The 20,493-nt window shown below is 72.4% G+C and carries 16 protein-coding genes; 6 read left to right on the top strand and 10 right to left on the bottom strand.

All coding sequences use genetic code 11. The features are described 5' to 3' along the window. Window position 1 precedes the first annotated feature (1 nt). Entirely contained in the window at window positions 2-328 is a 327-nt protein-coding gene (locus tag E1262_RS07630) for a TFIIB-type zinc ribbon-containing protein (RefSeq protein WP_132102542.1), read from the bottom strand. Window positions 329-432: 104 nt separating this feature from the next. Here E1262_RS07630 and E1262_RS07625 point away from each other — a divergent pair, with 104 nt between their 5' ends. After that, entirely contained in the window at window positions 433-1,578 is a 1,146-nt protein-coding gene (locus E1262_RS07625) for a hypothetical protein (protein WP_132102541.1), read from the top strand. Beyond that, window positions 1,575-2,123, top strand: a complete 549-nt coding sequence (locus tag E1262_RS07620; RefSeq protein ID WP_132102540.1) for a hypothetical protein — start codon at window positions 1,575-1,577, stop codon at window positions 2,121-2,123. Before E1262_RS07625 ends, E1262_RS07620 begins: the two co-directional genes overlap by 4 nt. Window positions 2,124-2,311: 188 nt before the next feature. Here E1262_RS07620 and E1262_RS07615 read toward each other — a convergent pair whose 3' ends face one another. The 3 genes from E1262_RS07615 to mfd form a co-directional block, all read right to left on the bottom strand. Beyond that, a complete protein-coding gene (locus tag E1262_RS07615; protein ID WP_132102539.1) occupies window positions 2,312-3,232 on the bottom strand; it encodes a nucleoside triphosphate pyrophosphohydrolase in 921 nt (306 codons plus the stop codon). Then, complete coding sequence (locus tag E1262_RS07610; protein ID WP_162605811.1) at window positions 3,229-3,807, bottom strand: SurA N-terminal domain-containing protein; 579 nt, start codon at window positions 3,805-3,807, stop codon at window positions 3,229-3,231. The genes E1262_RS07615 and E1262_RS07610 overlap by 4 nt, the downstream gene beginning before the upstream one ends. A gap of 62 nt (window positions 3,808-3,869) precedes the next feature. Then, window positions 3,870-7,526, bottom strand: a complete 3,657-nt coding sequence (gene mfd, locus E1262_RS07605) for a transcription-repair coupling factor (protein ID WP_132102538.1) — start codon at window positions 7,524-7,526, stop codon at window positions 3,870-3,872. A 196-nt stretch (window positions 7,527-7,722) separates the two neighbouring features. Here mfd and E1262_RS07600 point away from each other — a divergent pair, with 196 nt between their 5' ends. Further along, the gene (locus tag E1262_RS07600) at window positions 7,723-9,363 is read left to right on the top strand and encodes an alkaline phosphatase D family protein (protein ID WP_132102537.1); all 1,641 of its coding nucleotides are present in this window, start codon (window positions 7,723-7,725) and stop codon (window positions 9,361-9,363) included. Then, window positions 9,363-10,217 carry a discoidin domain-containing protein gene (locus tag E1262_RS07595; protein WP_132102536.1) on the top strand — a complete coding sequence of 285 codons (855 nt, stop codon included), beginning with the start codon at window positions 9,363-9,365 and terminating at the stop codon, window positions 10,215-10,217. The genes E1262_RS07600 and E1262_RS07595 overlap by 1 nt, the downstream gene beginning before the upstream one ends. Window positions 10,218-10,268: 51 nt before the next feature. On the opposite strand, the gene E1262_RS07590 is transcribed toward E1262_RS07595, so the two are convergent. The 4 genes from E1262_RS07590 to E1262_RS07575 form a co-directional block, all read right to left on the bottom strand. After that, complete coding sequence (locus tag E1262_RS07590; RefSeq protein WP_132102535.1) at window positions 10,269-12,506, bottom strand: MMPL family transporter; 2,238 nt, start codon at window positions 12,504-12,506, stop codon at window positions 10,269-10,271. 281 nt (window positions 12,507-12,787) lie between these two features. Beyond that, window positions 12,788-13,909 carry an o-succinylbenzoate synthase gene (gene menC, locus E1262_RS07585; protein ID WP_132102534.1) on the bottom strand — a complete coding sequence of 374 codons (1,122 nt, stop codon included), beginning with the start codon at window positions 13,907-13,909 and terminating at the stop codon, window positions 12,788-12,790. Between the two features lie 2 nt (window positions 13,910-13,911). Then, window positions 13,912-14,544: a MurR/RpiR family transcriptional regulator gene (locus tag E1262_RS07580; protein WP_132102533.1), complete on the bottom strand. Its 633-nt coding sequence runs from the start codon at window positions 14,542-14,544 to the stop codon at window positions 13,912-13,914. Beyond that, window positions 14,541-15,269, bottom strand: a complete 729-nt coding sequence (locus E1262_RS07575) for a hypothetical protein (protein WP_132102532.1) — start codon at window positions 15,267-15,269, stop codon at window positions 14,541-14,543. The genes E1262_RS07580 and E1262_RS07575 overlap by 4 nt, the downstream gene beginning before the upstream one ends. A 92-nt stretch (window positions 15,270-15,361) precedes the next feature. Between E1262_RS07575 and E1262_RS07570 the strand changes: the two genes are divergently transcribed. Next, complete coding sequence (locus E1262_RS07570; RefSeq protein WP_132102531.1) at window positions 15,362-16,495, top strand: M20/M25/M40 family metallo-hydrolase; 1,134 nt, start codon at window positions 15,362-15,364, stop codon at window positions 16,493-16,495. Window positions 16,496-16,506: 11 nt separating this feature from the next. Here the strand turns inward: E1262_RS07570 and E1262_RS07565 are convergent, their stop codons facing one another. After that, a complete protein-coding gene (locus E1262_RS07565; RefSeq protein WP_132102530.1) occupies window positions 16,507-16,950 on the bottom strand; it encodes an iron chaperone in 444 nt (147 codons plus the stop codon). 165 nt (window positions 16,951-17,115) lie between these two features. Here E1262_RS07565 and E1262_RS07560 point away from each other — a divergent pair, with 165 nt between their 5' ends. Continuing rightward, a complete protein-coding gene (locus E1262_RS07560; RefSeq protein WP_132102529.1) occupies window positions 17,116-19,308 on the top strand; it encodes an MMPL family transporter in 2,193 nt (730 codons plus the stop codon). Here E1262_RS07560 and E1262_RS07555 read toward each other — a convergent pair whose 3' ends face one another. Next, the gene (locus E1262_RS07555; protein WP_132102528.1) at window positions 19,309-20,490 is read right to left on the bottom strand and encodes a glycine C-acetyltransferase; all 1,182 of its coding nucleotides are present in this window, start codon (window positions 20,488-20,490) and stop codon (window positions 19,309-19,311) included. It abuts the gene before it with no gap. Window positions 20,491-20,493: the final 3 nt, after the last annotated feature.

Raw genomic sequence — 20,493 nt, 5'->3', positions numbered from 1 at the left:
ATCAGTCGAAGAGCTGGTCGAAGAAGCTCTTCCTACGCTTGCGGCCGCCGTAGCCGTACGGGCTCGGCGAGTCGGAGTAGCCGCGCCCGTACGGCGCCGGGCTGTCGGGGCGGCCCCGGTAGGGCTGCTGGTACGGCTGCTGCGGCGGCGGCGCCTGGCGGCCGTAGTCCAGCGGTGGCGGTGGCGCGTTGTACTGCTCCTCGGCGGCGACGATCTGCTCCAGCTCACCCTTGTCGAGGAAAATGCCCTTGCAGTTGTCGCACTGCTCGACGTGCACGCCCAACCGGTCATAGGTCTTCATCTGACCGTTGCACTTCGGACAGGTCACGGAGGTTCCCTTCGTCGTTGTCTGATGACAACGCTACCGGTGGTCACCTGGGTTCCGAGCCGTCTGGACTGCATCGGCACAAGGTGGCCGGTAGGGTCGAGCGCGTGACGCAGCAGCCCGCGCCGCCGGACCGCGGTGCGGTGCGCGCGGCCATCGAGGGCCTGCTCCGCACCTGCGTCGATCTCGAGTACCAGGCCGACGGCGCGGCGACCGAGGCGCGCAAGCGAGCGCGAGGCGTCGCCGAGGCCCTGGCCGCGGTGCGGCTGCCCCGCGGGGTGCTCGACGTCCCGGCGCTCGCCCAGCAGGTGGACGACCTCGGCAGCCAGCTCGACGCAGACCTGCGTGGTCGGCTCGCCGAGGCGCGGCGGCCGTACGTAACGGAGATCCACACGCTGCTGGCGTTGCTCGCCCCCTGGCATGGGCTGGCGGCACTGCCGCCAATGGCGTCGGCTGCACCCGTTGGCGACCTGCACGACCACTTCCCGGCCGGCTTCGCCCAGAACTACATCGACGACCTGCTCGCCGCGGTCGACCGCAGCGTCACGCTGACCGTGCAAACGGCCGCCGGCGTTCCGGCGCAGCCGCACCACGCCTCCGACCAGGCGAAGATACGTGTCAGCGATCGGCTCTCGTACAACGACCGCGCGGAGGGCGTGCGCATGCTCCAAGGCAGCGATTGTCATGCCGTCGAACGGCACGGACCTCACATCTCTCGCGAGGCCCAGCTCGCCCGGTTGCTCTGGCGCAAGGATCCAGCCGGGCAACAGCGCTGGCAGCCGTTAGCGGCCGGCGGCGCCGAGTCCGACCACTGGTGCGGGCCCGCCGCCGGTGGATTCACGTCCCCCGAAGCTATGGCCAAGCCTCTCCAGGCGCTTCTCCGCTGGGCACGCGACCACGCGACCGGATTGGACGAGTTGCTCAACCGGCACACGAAGCCGAAGACCAAGCGTGTCGCCATCCACGTCAGCGCGGAGTCGGCCGGCCTGGTCGCCGGCGATGCGGCAGGTTACCGAGGTACGGCGACGTCGAATCGCGCCATGACGGACGACTGGCTGGACGCACGCGAGTACGCCATGGTCCACGGCGCGCCGCCGGTGTACGCAGTGCCGTACGACCCCATCGTCGAGGGACCGGACGCAGGAGCGTTCCTCCAGTTCAAGCGCGTGGGGCCGTCAAGCTGGCAGTTGGTGACGTGCTACCCGGTCGGCCATCGAAACCCGAACAGCAAGCGTCTGGAGGACCTCATATGACCCCGCCGAGCGAGAACTTCAGGGAGTACTTCGGAAGCGGCCTCGGCCTGGCGGACGAACTGCCGGAGTCCTACGTCGAGGCGTGCGAGGAAGTCCCCGAGTTGCTGGCGGACGACGAGGACGGCAGCTACCGAGCCTTCCGCGACGAGCTAGCGCAACACATCCGCGATTCGTCGTATCCGCCGCACCGCACCGCCGACTCCCAGTGGATCACCGACGAGTGGCTCCGCAACGTCTGGTATGACGCGTTCGGCCCGGAGCCGCCCCCCGGGGATCCCTTTCCGGTGCCGCGCGAGGACTGGGGACATCGCCGGCGCACTCCGTTCATGCTGTACGCCATCCACCAGACGCCCGAGCGTAGTTCGCCCGGCGCGCCAGCATGGCTCGCGGCTCGCGGCCTGACCTTCGACGACGTCAACGCGGGCGTCGGCATATCGTTGACCGGCCAGCCCGCCAGCGTCCGGCCGGCGCCGGAGGGGTGGCTGGAGCGGCTCCACGACCTCACCGAACGCGGCCTCCGGGCCGAACAGCCCGGCGAGCGCTAGCCGGCCCCCGCGGCGTAACGGTGTGAGTTCGCTGCACAACAACGTGGCAGCTTATTGTCGCTCCAGCGACAGCGAGCCCGCTCAGTGTCGCGCCCCCGCCCGGCGCGCCGCGCAATCGAGCGAGGCGTGCCATGGGTGAGCGCTTGGTGCTGCCCTGGCGACACCGAACGCTCACCCATCCAGCGGCCTCACTCCGCCGCGGCAGCCTCCGCGGCTTTGACGGCGGCGATGTAGCGGCGAGCGGAGTCGCGGAGGGCTTGTTCGGGGTCGATGCCGCGCTCCCGAGCGGCCGCGGCCAGGGCGAAGAGCGCGTCGCCGACGTCCTCAGCGGACTCCGGCTCGCGCCCGAGCGCCGAAGGCAGCGACACCGGGACGCCGGCCTTCTCGACCCGGTGGACGAGCTTGGCCGCCAGCGAGAGCGCCGGCTGGGCGAGCGGCACGCCGTCGACCGCGGAGGTGCGGTTCTTCTCCTCGCGCTTCAGCCGCTCCCACCGCTCGCCCACGTCGGATGCGGACGTCGCCTCCACCCCGGCGAAGACGTGCGGATGCCGCCGCACCAGCTTCGACGCGATGCCGGCCGCGACCTCATCGATCCCCCACGGCTCCGACGGCCGCTCCTGCGCCAGCCGGGCGTGGAACACCACCTGCAGCAGCAGGTCGCCGAGCTCCTCACGCAGGTCGTCGTCATCGCCGGACTCGATCGCCTCGAGCGTTTCGTACGTCTCCTCGAGCAGGTACGTCGCCAAGCTGCGGTGCGTCTGCTCGGCGTCCCACGGGCAGCCGCCGGGCGAGCGGAGGCGGTCCATGACGGCGACGAGGTCGAGCAGGCGCGCGCCGGGCAGGTCCGACGACCCCACCACGACCGGGACGCCGGGGAACCCGGCACCGTCCACACCCGGCGGCAGAAGCCACACCACGTCACCGGACGACGAGGTCGGCGGCGCCGGCGCCACGCCGACCTCGATCCCGGCCGCACGCAGCGGCGCGACCTGCGGGTGCGCCTCGTCGGCGACGTACACGGAGCCGGCGGACCGCAGCGCGTCCCACGCGGCTGCGGAGAGCAGCCCGGGCGCGACCCGGGGGCTGGTGGAGAGAAGGACCAGGCTCACGAAGCCGGTTCGGAGATCGAGCCGGTGTCCGCGCTGACGGAGAGGTCCTCGCCCCAGGTGCCGTAGCGCGGGTTGACCTCGACGCCCAGCTCGTCGCCGAGGTCGGCGAGGACCTCGGTGAGCGCGGCGGTGTCGGCTCCGGTCTCCTCGGAGTAGGACTGCGCGATCAACTGGTCGGCGACGCCGGCCCGGAACGCCTTCTCGGTGTAGCCGGCCTGGGCGAGCGCCGTGCTGAGGTCGCCGCCCGGAGCCTGCGCCGAGATCTCGTCGATGGCGTCGTCGATCTCGGCCTCGCTGACCTCGAGGTCCTCGTCCTCGGCCAGCCGCACGAAGATCTCGTGCTGGATGTGCCGGGTCAGGACAGTGCGCTGGAACGCCGGCATACCGCCGGCCGCCTCGACGTCGAAGCCCTCGAGCCGCTCGGCGCGCGCGACCTCGTTCTGCAGGTCCTCGACGGTGAACCGGTCGCCGTCGATGACGACGGCGGCGCCGATCTGCTCGGAGTCACACGCGGTCAGCGCGACGGCGCTGGCCGCGGCGAGGGACGCGATGACGATGCGTCGGATGGTCGACACGGTGATCCTCTTCGTCGGTACTCGAGTTCGGCGTACAGCGGGACAGACGATGCCCGCGCATCCTATCCAGCCCGGGTCCCGGCCCGGTCGGGCTGGTGGGCGATGACGTCGTCGATGACGGTCTTCGCCCAGGCCAGCAGCTCGACGCCGCGCAGCTGCGGCCCGCCGATCGTCGTCGGCCGCGGCCGGGGCACCAGCATCGTCCCGACGGCGTCCTTGACCAGTGACTTCGGGTACAGCCGTCCGAGCCGCACCCGCTGCCAGTCGGCCAGCTCGACGTGCGCGAACCGGATGTAGGTGCCCTGGACGGTGACCTCGGACAGCCCCGCTCGCCGGGCGTGCGCCCGGAACCGGGCCACCGCCAGCAGGTTCTCGGCCGGCTCCGGCGGCGCGCCGTAGCGATCCTCCAGCTCCTCGCGCACGGCATCGACGGCGGCGTCGTCGACCGCCTCGGACAGCCGCCGGTACGCCTCCAGCCGCAGCCGCTCGCTGGCGACGTAGTCGTGCGGGATGTGCGCGTCGACCGGCAGCTCGATGCGGACCTCGGGCATGGCCTCGGCGCCGTCGCCGCGGTAGTCGGAGACAGCCTCGCCGACCAGCCGCACGTAGAGGTCGAAGCCGACGTCGGCGATGTGGCCGGACTGCTCGCCGCCGAGCAGGTTGCCGGCACCCCGGATCTCGAGATCCTTCATCGCGACCTGCATGCCGGCGCCGAGGTCGGAGTGCTGCGCGATGGTGGCCAGCCGCTCGTGCGCCTCCTCGGTCAGCGGCGTCTCGCGCGGGTAGAAGAAGTACGCGTACGCCCGCTCGCGGCCGCGCCCGACCCGGCCACGCAGCTGGTGCAGCTGCGACAGGCCGAGCCGCTCGGACCGGTCGACGACCAGTGTGTTGGCGTTGGAGATGTCGAGGCCGGTCTCGACGATCGTCGTGCACACCAGCACGTCGACCTCGCGCTGCCAGAACGCGTTGATGACCTGCTCGAGCGCGTGCTCGCCCATCTGGCCGTGCGCCGTGGCGATGCGCGCCTCGGGCACCAGGTCGCGCAGCCGCGCCGCCACCTTCTCGATGGTCTCGACCCGGTTGTGCACGAAGAACACCTGGCCGTCGCGCATCAGCTCGCGCCGGATGGCCGCGCCGACCTGCTTCTCGTCGTACCCGCCGACGTAGGTGAGGACGGGGTGCCGCTCCTCCGGCGGGGTGGTGATGACGCTCATGTCGCGGATGCCGGTGATCGACATCTCCAGCGTCCGCGGGATCGGCGTCGCCGACATCGTCAGCACGTCGACGTTCGCCCGCAGGTGCTTCAGCTTCTCCTTGTGCTCGACGCCGAAGCGCTGCTCCTCGTCGACGATGAGCAGGCCGAGGTCCTTGAACCGGACGTCGCCCGTGATCAGCCGGTGGGTGCCGATGACGACGTCGACCGTGCCGTCGTGCAGCCCTTCAATCGTCTCGGCGGCCTCGGCGTCGGACTGGAACCGCGACAGCGCCCGGACGGTCACCGGGAACGGCGCGAACCGCTCCGAGAACGTGGCGAAGTGTTGCTGCACCAGCAGCGTTGTCGGCACCAGCACGCCGACCTGCTTGCCGTCCTGCACCGCCTTGAACGCCGCCCGGACCGCGATCTCGGTCTTGCCGTAGCCGACGTCGCCGGCGATGACGCGGTCCATCGGGATCTCGCGCTCCATGTCGGCCTTGACCTCGTCGATGGTGGAGAGCTGGTCGGCGGTCTCGATGTACGGGAACGCGTCCTCCAGCTCACGCTGCCACGGGGTGTCCGGGCCGAACGCGTGACCCGGCGCGGCCTGGCGGGCGGCGTACAGCTTGATCAGCTCGGCCGCGATCTCCTTGACCGCCTTGCGGGCCCGGCCCTTGCGCTTGGCCCAGTCGCTGCCGCCGATGCGGTCGAGGCTCGGGGCGTCGCCGCCGACGTACTTGGTGACCTGCTCGAGCTGGTCGGTCGGGACGTACAGCCGGTCGGCCGGCTGGCCGCGCTTGGACGGCGCGTACTCGACCACCAGGTACTCACGGGTGGCGCCTTGCACCGTCCGGCTGGTCATCTCGACGTAGCGGCCGACGCCGTGTTGGTCATGCACGACGTAGTCGCCGAGCTTGAGCTGGAGCGGGTCGACCTGGTTGCGCCGCCGGCTGGGCATGCGGGTGGTGCCCTTGGTGGACACCCGCTGCCCGGTGAGGTCGTCCTCAGTCAGGACGGCGAGCCCGGCGGCCGACGCGATGAACCCGTGCTTGAGCCCGCCCGTGGTGACGAGTACGACGCCCGGCTCCGGCGCGGTGACCACGTCCTCGGCGTAGCGCGCGGGGACCTCGGACTCGCCCAGCACCTCGACGACCCGCTCGGCCGTGCCGTGGCCGCCCGTCACGAGGACGGCGCGGCCGCCGGTCGCCAGCCAGCCGGAGAGGTCGGCGACGGCACGCTTGGTGTCGCCGCGGTAGGTCTCGGCCGGGCGGACGTCCACCTCGCGGGTGGCGACGGCGCCGGCGGTCACCAGCTCCTCGCCGAGGTCGACGGCGTACAGGTCGGCGTCGAGGTCCTCCTTCCCCGCCCCCGCGGACCGCGCGCCGTCGCCGTCGGTGCTGCCCAGCCCGAAGGAGCTCAGGCTCCACCACGGCAGCCCCTGCCGGATCGCCTGCGCCCGCACGTCGCCGAGAGTGTGGTACGCCGCCGCGCCGAGGTCGATCGGCGCCTTCCCTCCGCCGGCCGCGGCCGCCCACGACGCGTCGAGGAACTCCTGGCTGGTGGCGACCATGTCGTGGGCCCGGGTGCGGACCCGCTCGGGGTCGCAGACCAGCACGTGCGTGCCCGCGGGCAGCAGGTCGATCAGCATCTCCATGCGGTCGACCAGCACCGGGGCCAGCGACTCCATGCCCTCGACGGCGATGCCGGCGGCGATCTTCTCCAGCATCTCGGCCAGCTCGGGGTGCTCGTGCGCGAGGGCGGCCGCGCGCCGCCGGACGTCGTCGGTGAGCAGCAGCTCGCGGCACGGCGGCGCCCACAGCCCGAGCTCGGCTACGTCGGTGGAGCGCTGCTCGGCGACGGTGAAGTAGCGGATCTCCTCGACGGTGTCGCCCCAGAAGTCGACCCGCAGCGGGTGCTCCTCGGTGGGCGGGAAGACGTCGACGATGCCGCCGCGGACGGCGAACTCGCCGCGTCGCTCCACGAGGTCGACGCGGACGTACGCGGCCGCGGCCAGCTGCTCGACTACGGTGTCGAGCGCGACGTCGTCGCCGGGCCGCAGCGCGACCGGGCGCAGCTCGGCCAGCCCCGCGACCTGCGGCTGCAGCACGCTTCGCACCGGCGCAACGACGACCTTGACCGGCCCGCCGGACTCCTCGTCGGGGTGGACCAGCCGGCGTAGGACGGCCAGCCGCCGGCCGACGGTGTCGCTGCGCGGCGACAGGCGCTCGTGCGGCAGCGTCTCCCACGCCGGGTACTCGACCACGGACTCCGGCGGCAGCAGACAGCGCAGCTCCGTGGCGAGGTCCTCGGCCTCGCGGCCGGTGGCGGTGACGGCGAGCACCGTCCGGCCGGCGCCTGTGGCGGCGTCGGCCGCGATGGCGCCCGCCACGAACGGCCGCAACGCCGGCGGCGCGGTGAGGTCGAGGGCGGTGACCGCACCCGTGCGCGCGTCGGCGACGGCCGAGCGCAGGGTGGGGTCGCCGTCGTCGCCGAGCAGGGCGGACAGCAGGCCGCTGAGACTCATCGGTTGACCTTCCGGGCACGCAGACATGCCCCCACACCTGCTGGGGTGGGGGTTGTACCGAGCTTACGACGTCACGCCGACAGAGTCGCGGCGCTCGTTGGCGTCTCAGACGCCGGACAGGTGCCGCCGAGTTGTTCGGCAAGCGGACACCTGATGTCCGATCTGCGGTCGGATGTGGCTGATCTGCTGTCCTGTCATGACCGGCGACCGCAATCCATTCCGAGGGCTCAGGCTGGACGCGGTCGACGCCACTCGGCGCAGGTTCCTCACCGTCACGGGCGCGGCCATGGGCCTCGCCGTGGTGGGGTCGCTGCCCGGGCTCGCGTCGGCCGACGGGTCCGCCGTCGAGCTCACTCAGTTGCCCGAGTACCCGTTCGCGCTGGGCGTCGCGTCGGGCGACCCGCTCAGCGACTCCGTCGTCCTCTGGACCCGGCTGGCGCCGCGGCCGCTGGAGCCGTTCGGCGGCCTGGGCCCGCGCCCGGTGATGGTGCAGTGGCAGGTGGCGGAGGACCCGGCCTTCCGCCGCGTCGTGCGCAGCGGCACGGCCCGGGCCCGGCGCGAGGGCTCGTACAGCGTCCACATCGACGTGCAGGGGCTGCGGCCGTGGCGGGAGTACTGGTATCGCTTCCGCGTCGGCCGGCACCTGAGCCCCGTCGGCCGCACCCGCACGGCGCCCGAGCCGGGCTCGTCCCCGCAGGCGCTGCGGTTCGCGTTCGCCTCCTGCCAGGCGTACTGGGAGGGCTTCTACACTGCCTACCGCGACCTGGCCGACCAGGAGCACGACGTCGTCTTCCACCTGGGCGACTACCTCTACGAGTACAGCGTCGGCGTCGGCGCCGGCGTCCGTCAGCAGCAGCTCCCGGCCGACACCCTGCGAGAGACCGTCACGCTGGACGAGTACCGCGGCCGGTACGCGCTCTACAAGCTCGACGCCGATCTGCAGGCCGCGCACGCCTCGGCGCCGTGGATCGTCACCATGGACGACCACGAGGTCGAGAACAACTGGGCCGACGAGATCCCCGAGGGCAACACACCCACGCCCACCCGCAACGAGTTCCTCGTCCGCCGGGCCAACGCGTTCCGCGCCTGGTGGGAGCACATGCCGGTACGCCTGTCGCAGCAGCCGATCGGCCCGGACCTCCAGCTGTACCGCCGCTTCCAGTACGGCGACCTGGTCCGCTTCAATCTCCTGGACACCCGCCAGTACCGCGACGACCAGGCGGCCGGCGACGGGTCCGACCCGCCCAACCCCGGGTCGCTCGACCCGAACCGGACCATCACCGGCGCCGAGCAGGAGCGCTGGCTGCTGGACGGGTTCGCGGAGCGGTCCGCGCGCTGGGAGGTGCTGGCGCACCAGACCGCGATCGCGCAGCTGGACACCCGGGCCGGCGCCGACGTCATCGTGCCGATGGACACCTGGGACGGCTACGTGGCGTCGCGGCAGCGGGTGCTCGGCGGCGCGGCCGAGCGGGGCGTGCGCAACCTGATCAGCATCGCCGGCGACCTGCACCGCAGCGTCGTCTCCGAGCTCAAGGCCGACTACGCCGACCCCAACGCTCCCAACATCGGGACGGAGTTCGTCGGCACGTCGATCAGCTCCGGTCGCGACGGCATGGACAACGACGAGGGCGGACTGACCATCCTCGCGGAGAACCCGCACGTGAAGTTCTCGAACTTCCAGCGCGGCTACGTCCGGGTCGAGGTCACGCCCGACCAGTGGCTGGCCGACTACCGCGTCGTCGACCGCGTCACCGTCCCCGGCGGCACCGTCAGCACCCGCACGAAGCTCGCCGTCGCCGACGGCGACCCGAGCATCCACGTCGTGGGAGGCCAGTGATGAAGCGGCAGATCGCGGTGGTGGCGGGTTCGGCGACGGTGCTCGGCGTGCTCACGGCGGTGGCGAGCACCGCGGCGCGGCCCGACGACGACCCCGTCCGGCTCGCGGCGACACCGGAAGCCGTGCAGGTCGTCGGGCTCCCGTGCCTGCCGAGCTCGTTCCAGCTCGGCATGACGAACATCGGCAGCGCCGACCTCTACGCCGACGTCGAGCTGGCCGCCGACGGCCCGGTGGTGCTGGACCGCCGGCTGGTGTCGTCGTGGCTGCCCGCCTGGGAGCCCGACCACACCGTCAACGCACGGGTCGGGGTGACCGCGCCGCGCGACGCCGAGCCCGGCAGCTACGCGGTGCGCGCGACGACGCACGGCGCGGAGGTCACCGTTCCGGTCGAGGTGCTGCCGCAGCCGCCCAAGGGCTCCGGCGACGACCTCGCGCTCGGCGAGCAGGCGGTCGCGTCCTCCACGCACGCGAACTTCGACGTTTGCGGAGCCGTCGACGGCAACACGAACTCCGAGCAGTGGGACACGCTGACCGGCTGGAACGACGGCACCAGCGGCGTCTTCCCGGACACCTACGACGTGGCGCTCGCCGAGCCGGCGCCGATCTCCCGGGTCGAGACCTGGACGCTGGACTCGACCCGCTACCCGGCGGCCCGCTACGGCCTGCGCGACTTCGACGTCCAGGTGCGGGTCGGCGGGGCGTGGCGGACCGTGCACGCGGTGCGCGGCAATACCGCCGGCCGCGTGACGTCGACGTTCGCGCCGGTCACCGCGGACGCCGTCCGGATCGTCGGGCTGGCGTCGAACAACCGCGACTACTCGCGGCTGATCGAGGTCCAGGTCTTCACCGGCTGACGCGCAGCGACCGGGGCCGCCCGTCGGACGGCCCCGGTCGCGATCAGCGCGTCAGTGCTCCAGTTGCGGCAGCCGGCGCAGCGGCTTCGGGAGCCACCAGTTGCGCTCCCCCAGCAGCACCATGATCGACGGCAGCAGCACGGCCCGGACGATGGTCGCGTCGATGAGGATCGCCGCGGCCAGCCCCACGCCCATCTGCTTGAAGTCGATGGCGCCGAGCGTCGCGAAGATCGAGAAGACGGCGACCATGACCACCGCGGCGCTGGTCACCACGCCGGCGGACCGGATGATGCCGGTGCGGACCGCCTCGCGCGTCGTCATACCGGCCTTGGCGCCCTCACGGATCCGGCTGACGACGAACACGTGGTAGTCCATCGACAGGCCGAACAGGATCACGAAGAGGAACAGCGGCAGCCACGTGAGGATCGCGCCGGTCGACTCGAAGCCGAGCAACCCTTCGGCCCAGCTGTTCTGGAACACCAGCGTGAGCAGACCGTAGGACGCGGCGACAGAGAGCAGGTTCAGGCCCGCGGCGGTGAGCGCCACCGCCAGCGACCGGAACGCCATCACCAGCACCACGATGGTCATGAGCAGCACGAACCCGATGACGATCGGCATCCGGTCGGCCAGCAGGCCGCGGAAGTCGACGTTGCCGGCGGTCATCCCGGTGACGCCGGTCTCGACCCCGTCGATGCCACCGAAGGCCGCCGGCACCAGGTCGTCGCGCAACAGCTGCAGAGAGTCCTCGGCGCGCTCGTCGTCGTGCTCGTACGGCACCGGCACGTCGACGCGGGCTACCGAGCCGTCGGCCGAGTACTCGGCGACCAGCCCGTCGCCGGCCGCGAACTCCGGGTCGTCGGACAGCTGGGTGCTCAGCGTGGCGACGGCGTCGTCGACGGCGTCGGTGTCCAGCGGCGAGCCGTCGGGCGTCCAGACGGCGATGTCGTGCGCGGCGCCCTCGGACGGGAACGCCGCCGTGATGGCGTCGTAGGTCTGCACCTCGGGCACGTCCTTGGACAGGTCGGAGATGCCGGGCTGCGACAGCTTCATGCCCAGTGCCGGTGCGGCCAGCGCGAGCAGCGCCAGCAGACCCGCGACCAGCGCCGTCTTCGGGTGCCGCAGCACGGGGCCGAGCACCGCGCGCCAGACCCGCGGCTCGCTGCCGTCGCGCCGGCGCAGCCGCCACAGCAGCGGGACGCGCGGCCGGTCGATCCAGCGGCCGAAGATCGACAGCAGCGCCGGCAGCGCCGTCACGGACCCGATGACGGCCACGGCGACGACCAGGATGGTGCCCATGGCCAGTGACTGGAACGTCGCCTCGCCGGCGAAGAACATGCCGGCCATTGCGATGATGACGGCGATGCCGGAGACCACGACGGCCCGGCCGGAGGTGGCGGCGGCGACCGCGACGGCGTCCATCGTGCCGCGGCCCTTCTCGCGTTCCTCGCGCTCGCGGCGGACATAGAACAGCGAGTAGTCGACGCCGACGGCCATGCCGACCAGCAGCACGACCGAGGCCAGGATGTCGGTGGACGGCACGACGTACGACGCGAACGCCGACAACCCCATGGCCGCGACCACGGACGACAGCGCCAGCAGCACCGGCACTGCGGCGGCGATCAGAGCGCCGAACACCACGAGCATGATGAGCAGGCTGACCGGCAGCGACAGGTACTCGGCGCGCTGCAGGTCGTCCTCGTAGACCTGGTCGAGTGCCTCGCCCAGCGACGCGTCACCGACCTGCCCGACGACCAGGCCGGTCGCCGTGCCGCCGGTCGCCTCGACCACCTGCGCGATCTCGGCGGCAGCCGCGCTGGCGGCGTCCTCCTCCTCGGCGTCGGTGCCCTCTGGGACGTCGAGCGTCACCTCGTAGAGCGCGGCGGTGCCGTCCTCGGACACCTGCGGTTCGGACACGCCGGCCACGCCCGGCGCGGCGGCCAGGTTCGCGGTGAGCGTCGTGACTGCGTCCGAGCCGGTGTCGACGGCGCCGCCGTCGGCGGCCCGGACCAGCACGAACTCGGTGAACGGGTCGTTGAAGTCGGCCTGGATGAGGGCCTTGTCGGCACCGGCGGAGGCGCCGATACCCTCCTCGCCGTCCTCCACCTCCTTGGTGCCGACGGCGCCGCCGCCGACGATCGCGGCCGCGACGAACGCGAGCCAGAGGACGATGGCCAGCCACTTGTGGGTGGCGCTCCAGCGGGCGATGCGCACCACCAGGCCGCGGCGCGGCGGCGGTGGGAGCGGCGGGGTCGGTGCGGGCGGTCGGTCGAGAGGGAGGGTCGTGGTCATGGTGCGTCCCGTCGGCAAGAGTCGGTGAGTTCGCGTCTCACTCTCGCCGGGAGGGCGTCGCACGGTAACCCGGAAAGCCCCCGATTCGTCCTGGGGGAATCCCCCGGTTCGGTGCTGGGGTGAGCCCAGAGACCGGCCGCTGACCAGCGGCTCATTCAACCCCAGTGTTGATCTTGGAGTTGTTCGGCCATCTATCGGACATTCCACCCCACATTTGCCGAACAACTCCAAGATCAACATGCGAGGAGGGGTGACAAACGCTCGTTACGGGATGGATGGCCTCACGTCTGGGCCGCGATCGTCGCCGATCGGACGGTCACCGAGGCGAGGAACTCCTCGTCGACGGTGTGGCCGAGGCCGGGACCGGTGGGCACCTCCACCACGCCGGCCGACGCGGTGATCGGCGGCAAGACGACGTCGCGCTCGTAGTACTTGGCCGACGCGGACACGTCGGACGGGAGGGTGAAGCCGGGCAGACTGGACAGCGCGACGTTGGCGGCGCGGCCGACGCCGAACTCGTGCATGCCGCCGCACCAGACCGGGATGTCGTGCTCGGCCGCGAGGTCGTGGCCGGCCACCGCGGGGCCGAGCCCGCCCATCCGCGACACCTTGATGTTCAGGACCTTGAGTGCGCCCAGCACGACCGCCGTCCTCAGGTCGTCGAGCGTGTCGATCGACTCGTCGAGGCAGACCGGGGTCTCGATGTCGCGCTGGAGTGCGGCGTGGGCGAGCAGGTTCCGCGGCGCGAACGGCTGCTCGATCATCGACAGGCCGTGGTCGTCGAGCGAGCGCAGCGCCGCCACCTCGTCATCGGACTCTCCGTAGACGCCGTTCGCATCGACATGCAACTGCAGATCGGGGAACGCCGCCCGCACGGCGCGCACCGGCTCGACGTCCCAGCCGGGGGCGATCTTCAGCTTCACCCGAGGGTAGCCGGCGTCGACGTGCTTGCCGACCTCGGCCAGCAGGTCGTCGATGGTCGGCTCGATGCCCAGCGAGACGCCCGCGACCACCGACGACCGCGTCCCGCCGAGCGCCGTCGCCAGCGACACGCCGCCGGACAGCGACCACAGTGTCCACGCCGCGATGTCCACCCCGGCCTTGGCGAACTGGTGGCCGCGCACCCGCGCCCACAGCCCGCCCACTTCGGCCGGGTCGTCCCAGTGCGCACCGACCAACGACGGCAGCAGGTACCGCTCAGCGACCAGCCAGCAGGTGTCGACCGTCTCCGGCGAGTAGAACGGGTCGGTGGGCGAGGCGATCTCGCCCCAGCCGACCGCGCCGGACGCGTCGGTGAGGCGGACCAGGATGTGGTCGAGGTGGTCCTTGGCGTGCGAGCTGGTGCGGAACCGGTGCACCAGCGGCAGCCGGACCAAGTGCAGTGAGGCGTGGGTGACGCGCACGGTCAGTCCTCCCAGTAGAGGTCGAGGTCGTGGGCGAGCCGGTCGCGCTCGGCCAGCCGGCGGCGGGCGCCCTTCGCGCTGGCGGTGGTGAGCGTGGCGAGCAGGTGCAGGACGGCGGCGACGGCCGTGGGCGAATCGGCGAACGAGGCGCTCGCGGTCGGCACGACGATGGACTGCCCGGCGACGGTGGTGAGCGGCGACTCCGCGGTGTCGGTGACGGCGACGACGGTGCCGCCGGCGGCCGCGAACCGCCCGGCCAGCGCGACGGTCTCGCGGCGGTACCGGCGCAGCGAGACGGCCACCAGCACGTCGGTGTCGCGGACGTCGGCCAGCACGTCGACGTGCCGGACCAGCGTGCCGTCGACCAGCGTGACGTTGGACAGGCCGGAGGACAGGTCGACGGCGAGCAGCGACGCGTACGCGAACGATTTGCCGGTGCCGGCGACGAACCGGCGCCGCGCCGCGACCACCGTCGACGCGGCGGCCGCCACCGTCCCGTCGGCCGCGACGCGCGCGAACGCCTCGGCCAGCGTCCGCGTCTCCTGCTCGATCACCCGGGCCTGCAGCGCCGCCGCCGACGACGGCCGCTGCAGCCGGGCGCCGAACCGCTGCGACGGGCTGGTCAGCTCGGTCATGGCGCGGTCCGGACGAAGCGGTAGGCGCCGGTCTCGGCCGAGACCCGGACGCAGGACGTCGCGACCGAGCCGTCGGCGATCAGTTCGGCGACGACGGCGCCCAGCTCGCGCCGCTGCTCCGGAGTGGACGTCAGCGGCAGCGGCAGCCAGGTGTCCGGGCCGGACGGACGGGGCCGCAGCCAGCCGGACGGGTCGGCGAGGTCGGCAGGCAGCACGGCCGGCGCCGGGGCCTCGCGGGCGCGCCGGTCGTCGTCGAGGTCCCAGTCGACGATCATCCGGTCGGTATCTGGCAGCCCGAAGAACTCCGGCCGGAACCACCGACCTACCGCTCCGAGCACGTCGAGGTTGAAGTGCGCGTTGCGGACCACCGACGGGTCGAACGACCAGCGCATGCGAGTCTGCCCGCCGGCCAGGGCGACCTCGCGCTGGCCGCGTTTGAGCGCCCGCCCGAGCCCGCGCCCCTGCTGCCCGGCGGCGACGACGGCGGCCTGCGAGTAGTGGTAGACCTCACCGCTCTCGATGCCGACGAAGCCGTATGCGAACGCGATCAGCCCACCGTTGTCGCCTCGCACGCCGATCACGGAGCCGCCGTTGGCCGCCAGCGACGCGAGCAGCCGCGGGTTCACCGAGTGCGCGGGGTCCTCGTACCCGAACACCTGGCGGTAGAGGCGCGCGGCGGCAGCGAGGTCGGCGGCGGACCTGAGTCGCTCGACGCGCGGGATCATGACCCTCCTCGGGACTGATACGGATCGCAAATGTCTCGCAGCAACCCGTAGGCCGACCACAGTAACGATGATACGAAACGTATAGTGGCGAGATGAACGGTACCGCACCGGACCTCGACACGATGCTCGGCCGGCTGGAGAGCTACGTCCGGCACGAGACGCCCACCGGCGACGCCGCCCGGCTCGACGCGTTCGGCGAGGTCCTGCTGGCGCGGCACCGCGAGCTCGGCGCCGCCGTGCGCCGCGAGCCGTCGCCGGTGGGCGACCACCTGGTCATCGAGCACCCCGGCCGCGGCGCGAAGGCCCGCGCGGCGCCCGTGCTGTTCCTCGGACACCACGACACCGTGTGGCCGGTCGGCCAGCTCGACGGCCCGATGCCGTGGCGGGTCGCCGACGGCGTCGCGCACGGGCCGGGCGCCTACGACATGAAGGGCGGCCTGGTCGTCATGGAGACCGCGCTCGAGCTCGCCCGCGACACCGGCGGAGCCGGCCATCCGCCGGTGCGGGTCGTCGTCGTGGCGGACGAGGAGGTCGGCTCGCCGACGGCGTCCGCACTGGTCGCTGACGCCGCCCGCAACGCCGTGGCCGCGCTCGGGTTCGAGTCGCCGCACCCGGACGGGTCGCTGAAATCAGGACGGCGCGGCAGCACCCGGTTGCGGCTGGCGGTCGAGGGGGTCGAGGCGCACGCAGCGCTGGACCCGGGCGCCGGCGCCTCCGCCGTCGACGAGCTGGTCGACCAGCTCATGCTGGTCCGCTCGATCGTCCGGCACGCCCCGGGCGACGTGCTGTGCAACGTCGGCACCCTCGCCGGCGGTGGTCGCACGAACGTCGTGCCGGCGGCCGCGCACGCCGACATCGGACTGCGGTTCGCCGACGCCGAGTCCGAGCGGGTGGTGCTCGACGGGCTGACGTCGCTGCGGCCGATCCGGTCCGGCGCGACGGTGACCACGCAGGTGCTGTCGCGGCGGCCGACGTGGGCGCCGGGCGAGGCGACCGCCGAACTGCTCGACACCGTGCGCCGGGCCGCGGCGAGCGTTGGGCAACGCGTCGACGGCGCCCCGGCCGCAGGCGGCGCCGACACCAACACCACCGGGTCACTCGGTGTCCCAACGCTGGATGGCTTCGGCCCGCGCGGCGCCGGCGCGCACGCCGTCCACGAGCAGGTCGTCGTCGCGTCGCTGGCCGAGCGGGCCCGGCTGGTCGCGGCGGTGCTCGCCGCGCTTTAGCTCGCCGGGCTCTAGCTGAGCCCGGCGGCCTTCCGCACCAGCGTGGCGAGCAGCTCCTCGTCGGCGGGCGTCAGCTCCCGCAAGCCGAACGCGGTCGGCCACATCGTGCCGTTGTCGAGCAGCGGCGCCTCGTTGAAGCCGAACGTCGCATACTCCGTGCCGAACTTCGCCGCGGCCTGGAAGAAGCAGATGACCTTGCCGTCCTTCGCGTAGGCGGGCTGCCCGTACCAGGTCCTCGGGGCGAGCTCGGGCGCGGCGGACCGGACGAGGGCGTGGATCTGCTCGGCCAGGACGCGGTCCGACTCCGGCATCTCGGCGATCTTCTCGAACACCTCGGCCTCGGGATCGCGCTTGCCGCTCTTGGACTTCTTGAGCTCCTTGGCCCGCTCCTTCATCGCGGCGCGCTCGGCCTCGTCGAACCCCTCATACGTGGTGCCGGCCTTCTCCTTGCTCATGTCGTCCACTCCTCCCCGTCAGCGATCGGCACTGACCCGTCCAGGCTAGGGAGCGCACGGCGGCCGCCGCTTCTCGAATCCTGACCGGTCTTGTGGCGCCAATAATGTGACAGTTACTCTCATAAAGTAGAGAGGTTCTATGCCGAGTGACTGTCGGAGGCTGTCGTGGCAACCCTGCTGTACCGGATCGGGCGGTTCTCGTACCGGAGCCGCCGCCTGGTCGGGGCCGTCTGGCTGGCGCTGATCGCGCTGGCCGGGGTGGCCGCCGCGACCCTGTCCAGCCCGACGTCGGACTCGTTCGCGATCCCGGGCACCGAGTCGCAGGAGGCGTTCGACCTGCTCCAGGACCGGTTCCCCGGCTCCTCGCCGGACGGCGCGGCGGCGCGGGTGGTGTTCGCAGCACCCGACGGCGACGCCGTCACCGACCCGGCCCACCAGCAGGCGATCGCCGACGCCGTCGCCGCGATCGAGGCCGGCCCGCAGGTCGCCGAGATCGTCGACCCGTTCGCCGCCGGGCTGGTGTCCGAGGACGGCCGGGTCGCACTGACCGAGGTCACGTACGCCGTCGACTTCCTGTCGCTGGAGCCGGAGACACGCGAGACGCTCGAGGACGCCGCCGAGACCGCCCGTGAGTCCGGCCTGCGGGTCGAGCTGGCCGGCACGGCGGTCGAGCCGGAGCCGGAGCTGGGCAGCGAGCTGCTCGGCATCGCCGTCGCCGCGCTGGTGCTGGTCATCACGTTCGGGTCGCTGGTCGCGGCCGGCATGCCACTGCTCACCGGGATCGTCGGCGTGGGCGTCGGCGTCGCGCTGGTCACCGCGGCCACGGCGTTCGTCGACCTCAGCACGATCACACCGATCCTCGCCACCATGCTCGGCCTGGCGGTCGGCATCGACTACGCGCTGTTCATCGCCTCGCGCTACCGGCACGAGCTGGCCACCGGCGCGCCCGGCGACGAGGCGGCCGGCCGGGCGATCGGCACCGCCGGCACCGCGGTCGTGTTCGCCGGGCTCACCGTCGTCATCGCGCTGGCCGGGCTGACCGTCGTCGGAATCCCGATGCTGACGGAGATGGGCCTGGCCGCCGCGGTCACCGTCGCGATCGCCGTCGTCATCGCACTGACCCTGCTGCCGGCGCTGTTCGGGTTCGCCGGACGGCGGATGCTGTCCAGCCTGCCGGGGCTGCGGTCGCGCGCCGCGGTCGATCCGGAGGACGACGACGCGCCGCGCCTGAGCCGCCGGTGGGCCGGGCTGGTCACCCGGCACCCGGTCGTGGCGCTGACGGCGAGCGTCGCCGGGCTCGCGGTGCTCGCGCTGCCGATGCTGGACGTCCGGTTCGGGCTGCCCGATGAGGGGACCTACCCGGCCGACACCACGCAGCGGCAGGCCTACGACCTCACCGTCGAGGGGTTCGGGCCGGGCTTCAACGGGCCGCTGCTGGTGGTGGTCGACGGCGGCAGCGTCGAGGCGGCGGCCGCGGAGGTCGCGGAGGGACTGCAGGGGCTCGACGGCGTCGCGCTGGTCACGCCGCCGGAGCTGGACCAGGCCGATCGGACCGCCGTCGTCACCGTTGTCCCCGAGAGCGGGCCGTCCGGCCCGCAGACCGAACAGCTGGTCGAGGCGATCCGGTCCGAGCTGGCCGGAGCGAACGCACCCGCAGGCGCGGCCGTCCTGGTCACCGGCACGACGGCGTTGTTCATCGATTTCTCCGAGCGGATGTCGCAGGCGCTGCTGCCGTACCTGCTGGTCGTCGTCGGGCTGTCGTTCGTGCTGCTGATGCTGGCGTTCCGGTCGCTGGTCGTGCCGCTGAAGGCGACGCTCGGGTTCCTGCTGACGATGGCGGCGACGTTCGGCGCGATGGTCGCGGCGTTCCAGTGGGGCTGGCTCACCGGCGTCGGTGTCGACGAGGTCGGCATGATCAACAGCATGCTGCCGATCGTCGTCGTCGGCATCGTGTTCGGCCTGGCCATGGACTACGAGGTGTTCCTGGTGACGCGGATGCGCGAGGCGTACGCGCACGGCGAGCCGGCGGTCAGCGCCGTCACGACGGGGTTCGGCCACGGTGCGCGGGTGGTCACCGCGGCGGCGATCATCATGATGAGCGTGTTCGGCGGGTTCATCCTCAATGAGGCCGCCGACGTCCGGCAGATCGGCTTCGCGCTGGCCGTCGCGATCGCCGTCGACGCGTTCGTGGTGCGGATGACCATCGTGCCGGCGGTGCTGGCGCTGGTCGGCGACCGCGCGTGGTGGCTGCCGCGCTGGCTGGACCGGCTGCTGCCGAACGTCGACATCGAGGGCACCCGGCTCACCGGCGCGCAGCAGGACCGCGACCGCCGGCGGGTCGCCGTCACCGGCTCCTGATCAGCCGAGGGCGTCGCGGGCGCGGACGAAGGCCTGGGTGGCCTCGCGCAGATCGTCGATGGTGTGGGCGGCCGACACCTGGGTGCGGATGCGGGCCGCGCCATGCGGGACCACCGGGTAGCTGAAGCTGACCGCGTAGACGCCCTCGGCGAACAGCAGCTCCGACAGCCGGGCCGCGCGGGTGGCGTCGCCGATCATGACCGGGACGATCGGGTGCTCGCCGGGCAGCACGTCGAAGCCGAGCGCCGTCATCTCCGAGCGGAAGAACTCGGTGTTCTCGCGCAGCCGCGCGCGCAGCTCGCCGCCGGAGACCAGCCGCTCCAGGACGGCGTGCGCCGCGGTCACGATGGACGGGGCGACGGAGTTGGAGAACAGGTACGGCCGCGACCGCTGCCGCAGGTACTCCACGATCTCCGCCCGCCCGGACGTGAACCCGCCGCTCGCTCCGCCCAGCGCCTTGCCCAGCGTGCCGGTGACGATGTCGACGCGGTCGGTGACGCCGAAGTGCTCCGGCGTCCCGCCGCCGTTCTCGCCGATGAACCCGACCGCGTGCGAGTCGTCGACCATGACCAGCGCGTCGTACTGCTCCGCGAGGTCGCAGATGCGGTCCAGCGGCGCGAGGTAGCCGTCCATCGAGAAGACGCCGTCGGTGGCGATCAACCGGAACCGCGCGTCCTGCGCCTCCTTCAGCCGCGCCTCCAGCTCGGCCATGTCGGCGTTGGCGTAGCGCAGCCGGCGCGCCTTGGACAGCCGGATGCCGTCGATGATGCTGGCGTGGTTGAGCGCGTCGGAGATGACGGCGTCCTCGGCACCCAGCAGCGTCTCGAACAGCCCGCCGTTGGCGTCGAAGCAGGAGCTGTACAGGATCGTGTCCTCGGTGCCGAGGAAGTCGGAGATGCTGCGCTCCAGCTCGGTGTGGATGATCTGCGTGCCGCAGATGAACCGCACCGACGCCATGCCGAAGCCCCACTCGTCGAGGCCGCGCTTGGCCGCCTCGATCAGGCCGGGGTCGTCGGCCAGCCCGAGGTAGTTGTTGGCGCACATGTTGAGGACGCTGCGACCGTCGGCCAGCGTGACCCGGGCGCTCTGCGGGCTGCCGATGACGTGCTCGGGCTTGTACAGCCCGGCCGCGCGGATCTCGTCGAGGTTCTTGCGCAGCTCCTCGCGCATCGCTCCGTACATCGC

The sequence above is a fragment of the Jiangella aurantiaca genome, assembly GCF_004349105.1.
GTDB classification, from domain to species: domain Bacteria; phylum Actinomycetota; class Actinomycetes; order Jiangellales; family Jiangellaceae; genus Jiangella; species Jiangella aurantiaca.
This window is presented reverse-complemented; position numbering and strand designations above follow the sequence as displayed.

Excerpts from the sequence above, each read along its gene's own strand:
- E1262_RS07595 (WP_132102536.1), top strand. The coding sequence starts at position 9,363 with ATGAAGCGGCAGATCGCGGTGGTGGCGGGTTCGGCGACGGTGCTCGGC.
- E1262_RS07620 (WP_132102540.1), top strand. The coding sequence starts at position 1,575 with ATGACCCCGCCGAGCGAGAACTTCAGGGAGTACTTCGGAAGCGGCCTC.
- E1262_RS07555 (WP_132102528.1), bottom strand. The coding sequence starts at position 20,490 with ATGTACGGAGCGATGCGCGAGGAGCTGCGCAAGAACCTCGACGAGATC.
- mfd (WP_132102538.1), bottom strand. The coding sequence starts at position 7,526 with ATGAGTCTCAGCGGCCTGCTGTCCGCCCTGCTCGGCGACGACGGCGAC.
- E1262_RS07570 (WP_132102531.1), top strand. The coding sequence starts at position 15,362 with ATGAACGGTACCGCACCGGACCTCGACACGATGCTCGGCCGGCTGGAG.
- E1262_RS07600 (WP_132102537.1), top strand. The coding sequence starts at position 7,723 with ATGACCGGCGACCGCAATCCATTCCGAGGGCTCAGGCTGGACGCGGTC.
- E1262_RS07565 (WP_132102530.1), bottom strand. The coding sequence starts at position 16,950 with ATGAGCAAGGAGAAGGCCGGCACCACGTATGAGGGGTTCGACGAGGCC.
- E1262_RS07575 (WP_132102532.1), bottom strand. The coding sequence starts at position 15,269 with ATGATCCCGCGCGTCGAGCGACTCAGGTCCGCCGCCGACCTCGCTGCC.
- E1262_RS07580 (WP_132102533.1), bottom strand. The coding sequence starts at position 14,544 with ATGACCGAGCTGACCAGCCCGTCGCAGCGGTTCGGCGCCCGGCTGCAG.
- E1262_RS07590 (WP_132102535.1), bottom strand. The coding sequence starts at position 12,506 with ATGACCACGACCCTCCCTCTCGACCGACCGCCCGCACCGACCCCGCCG.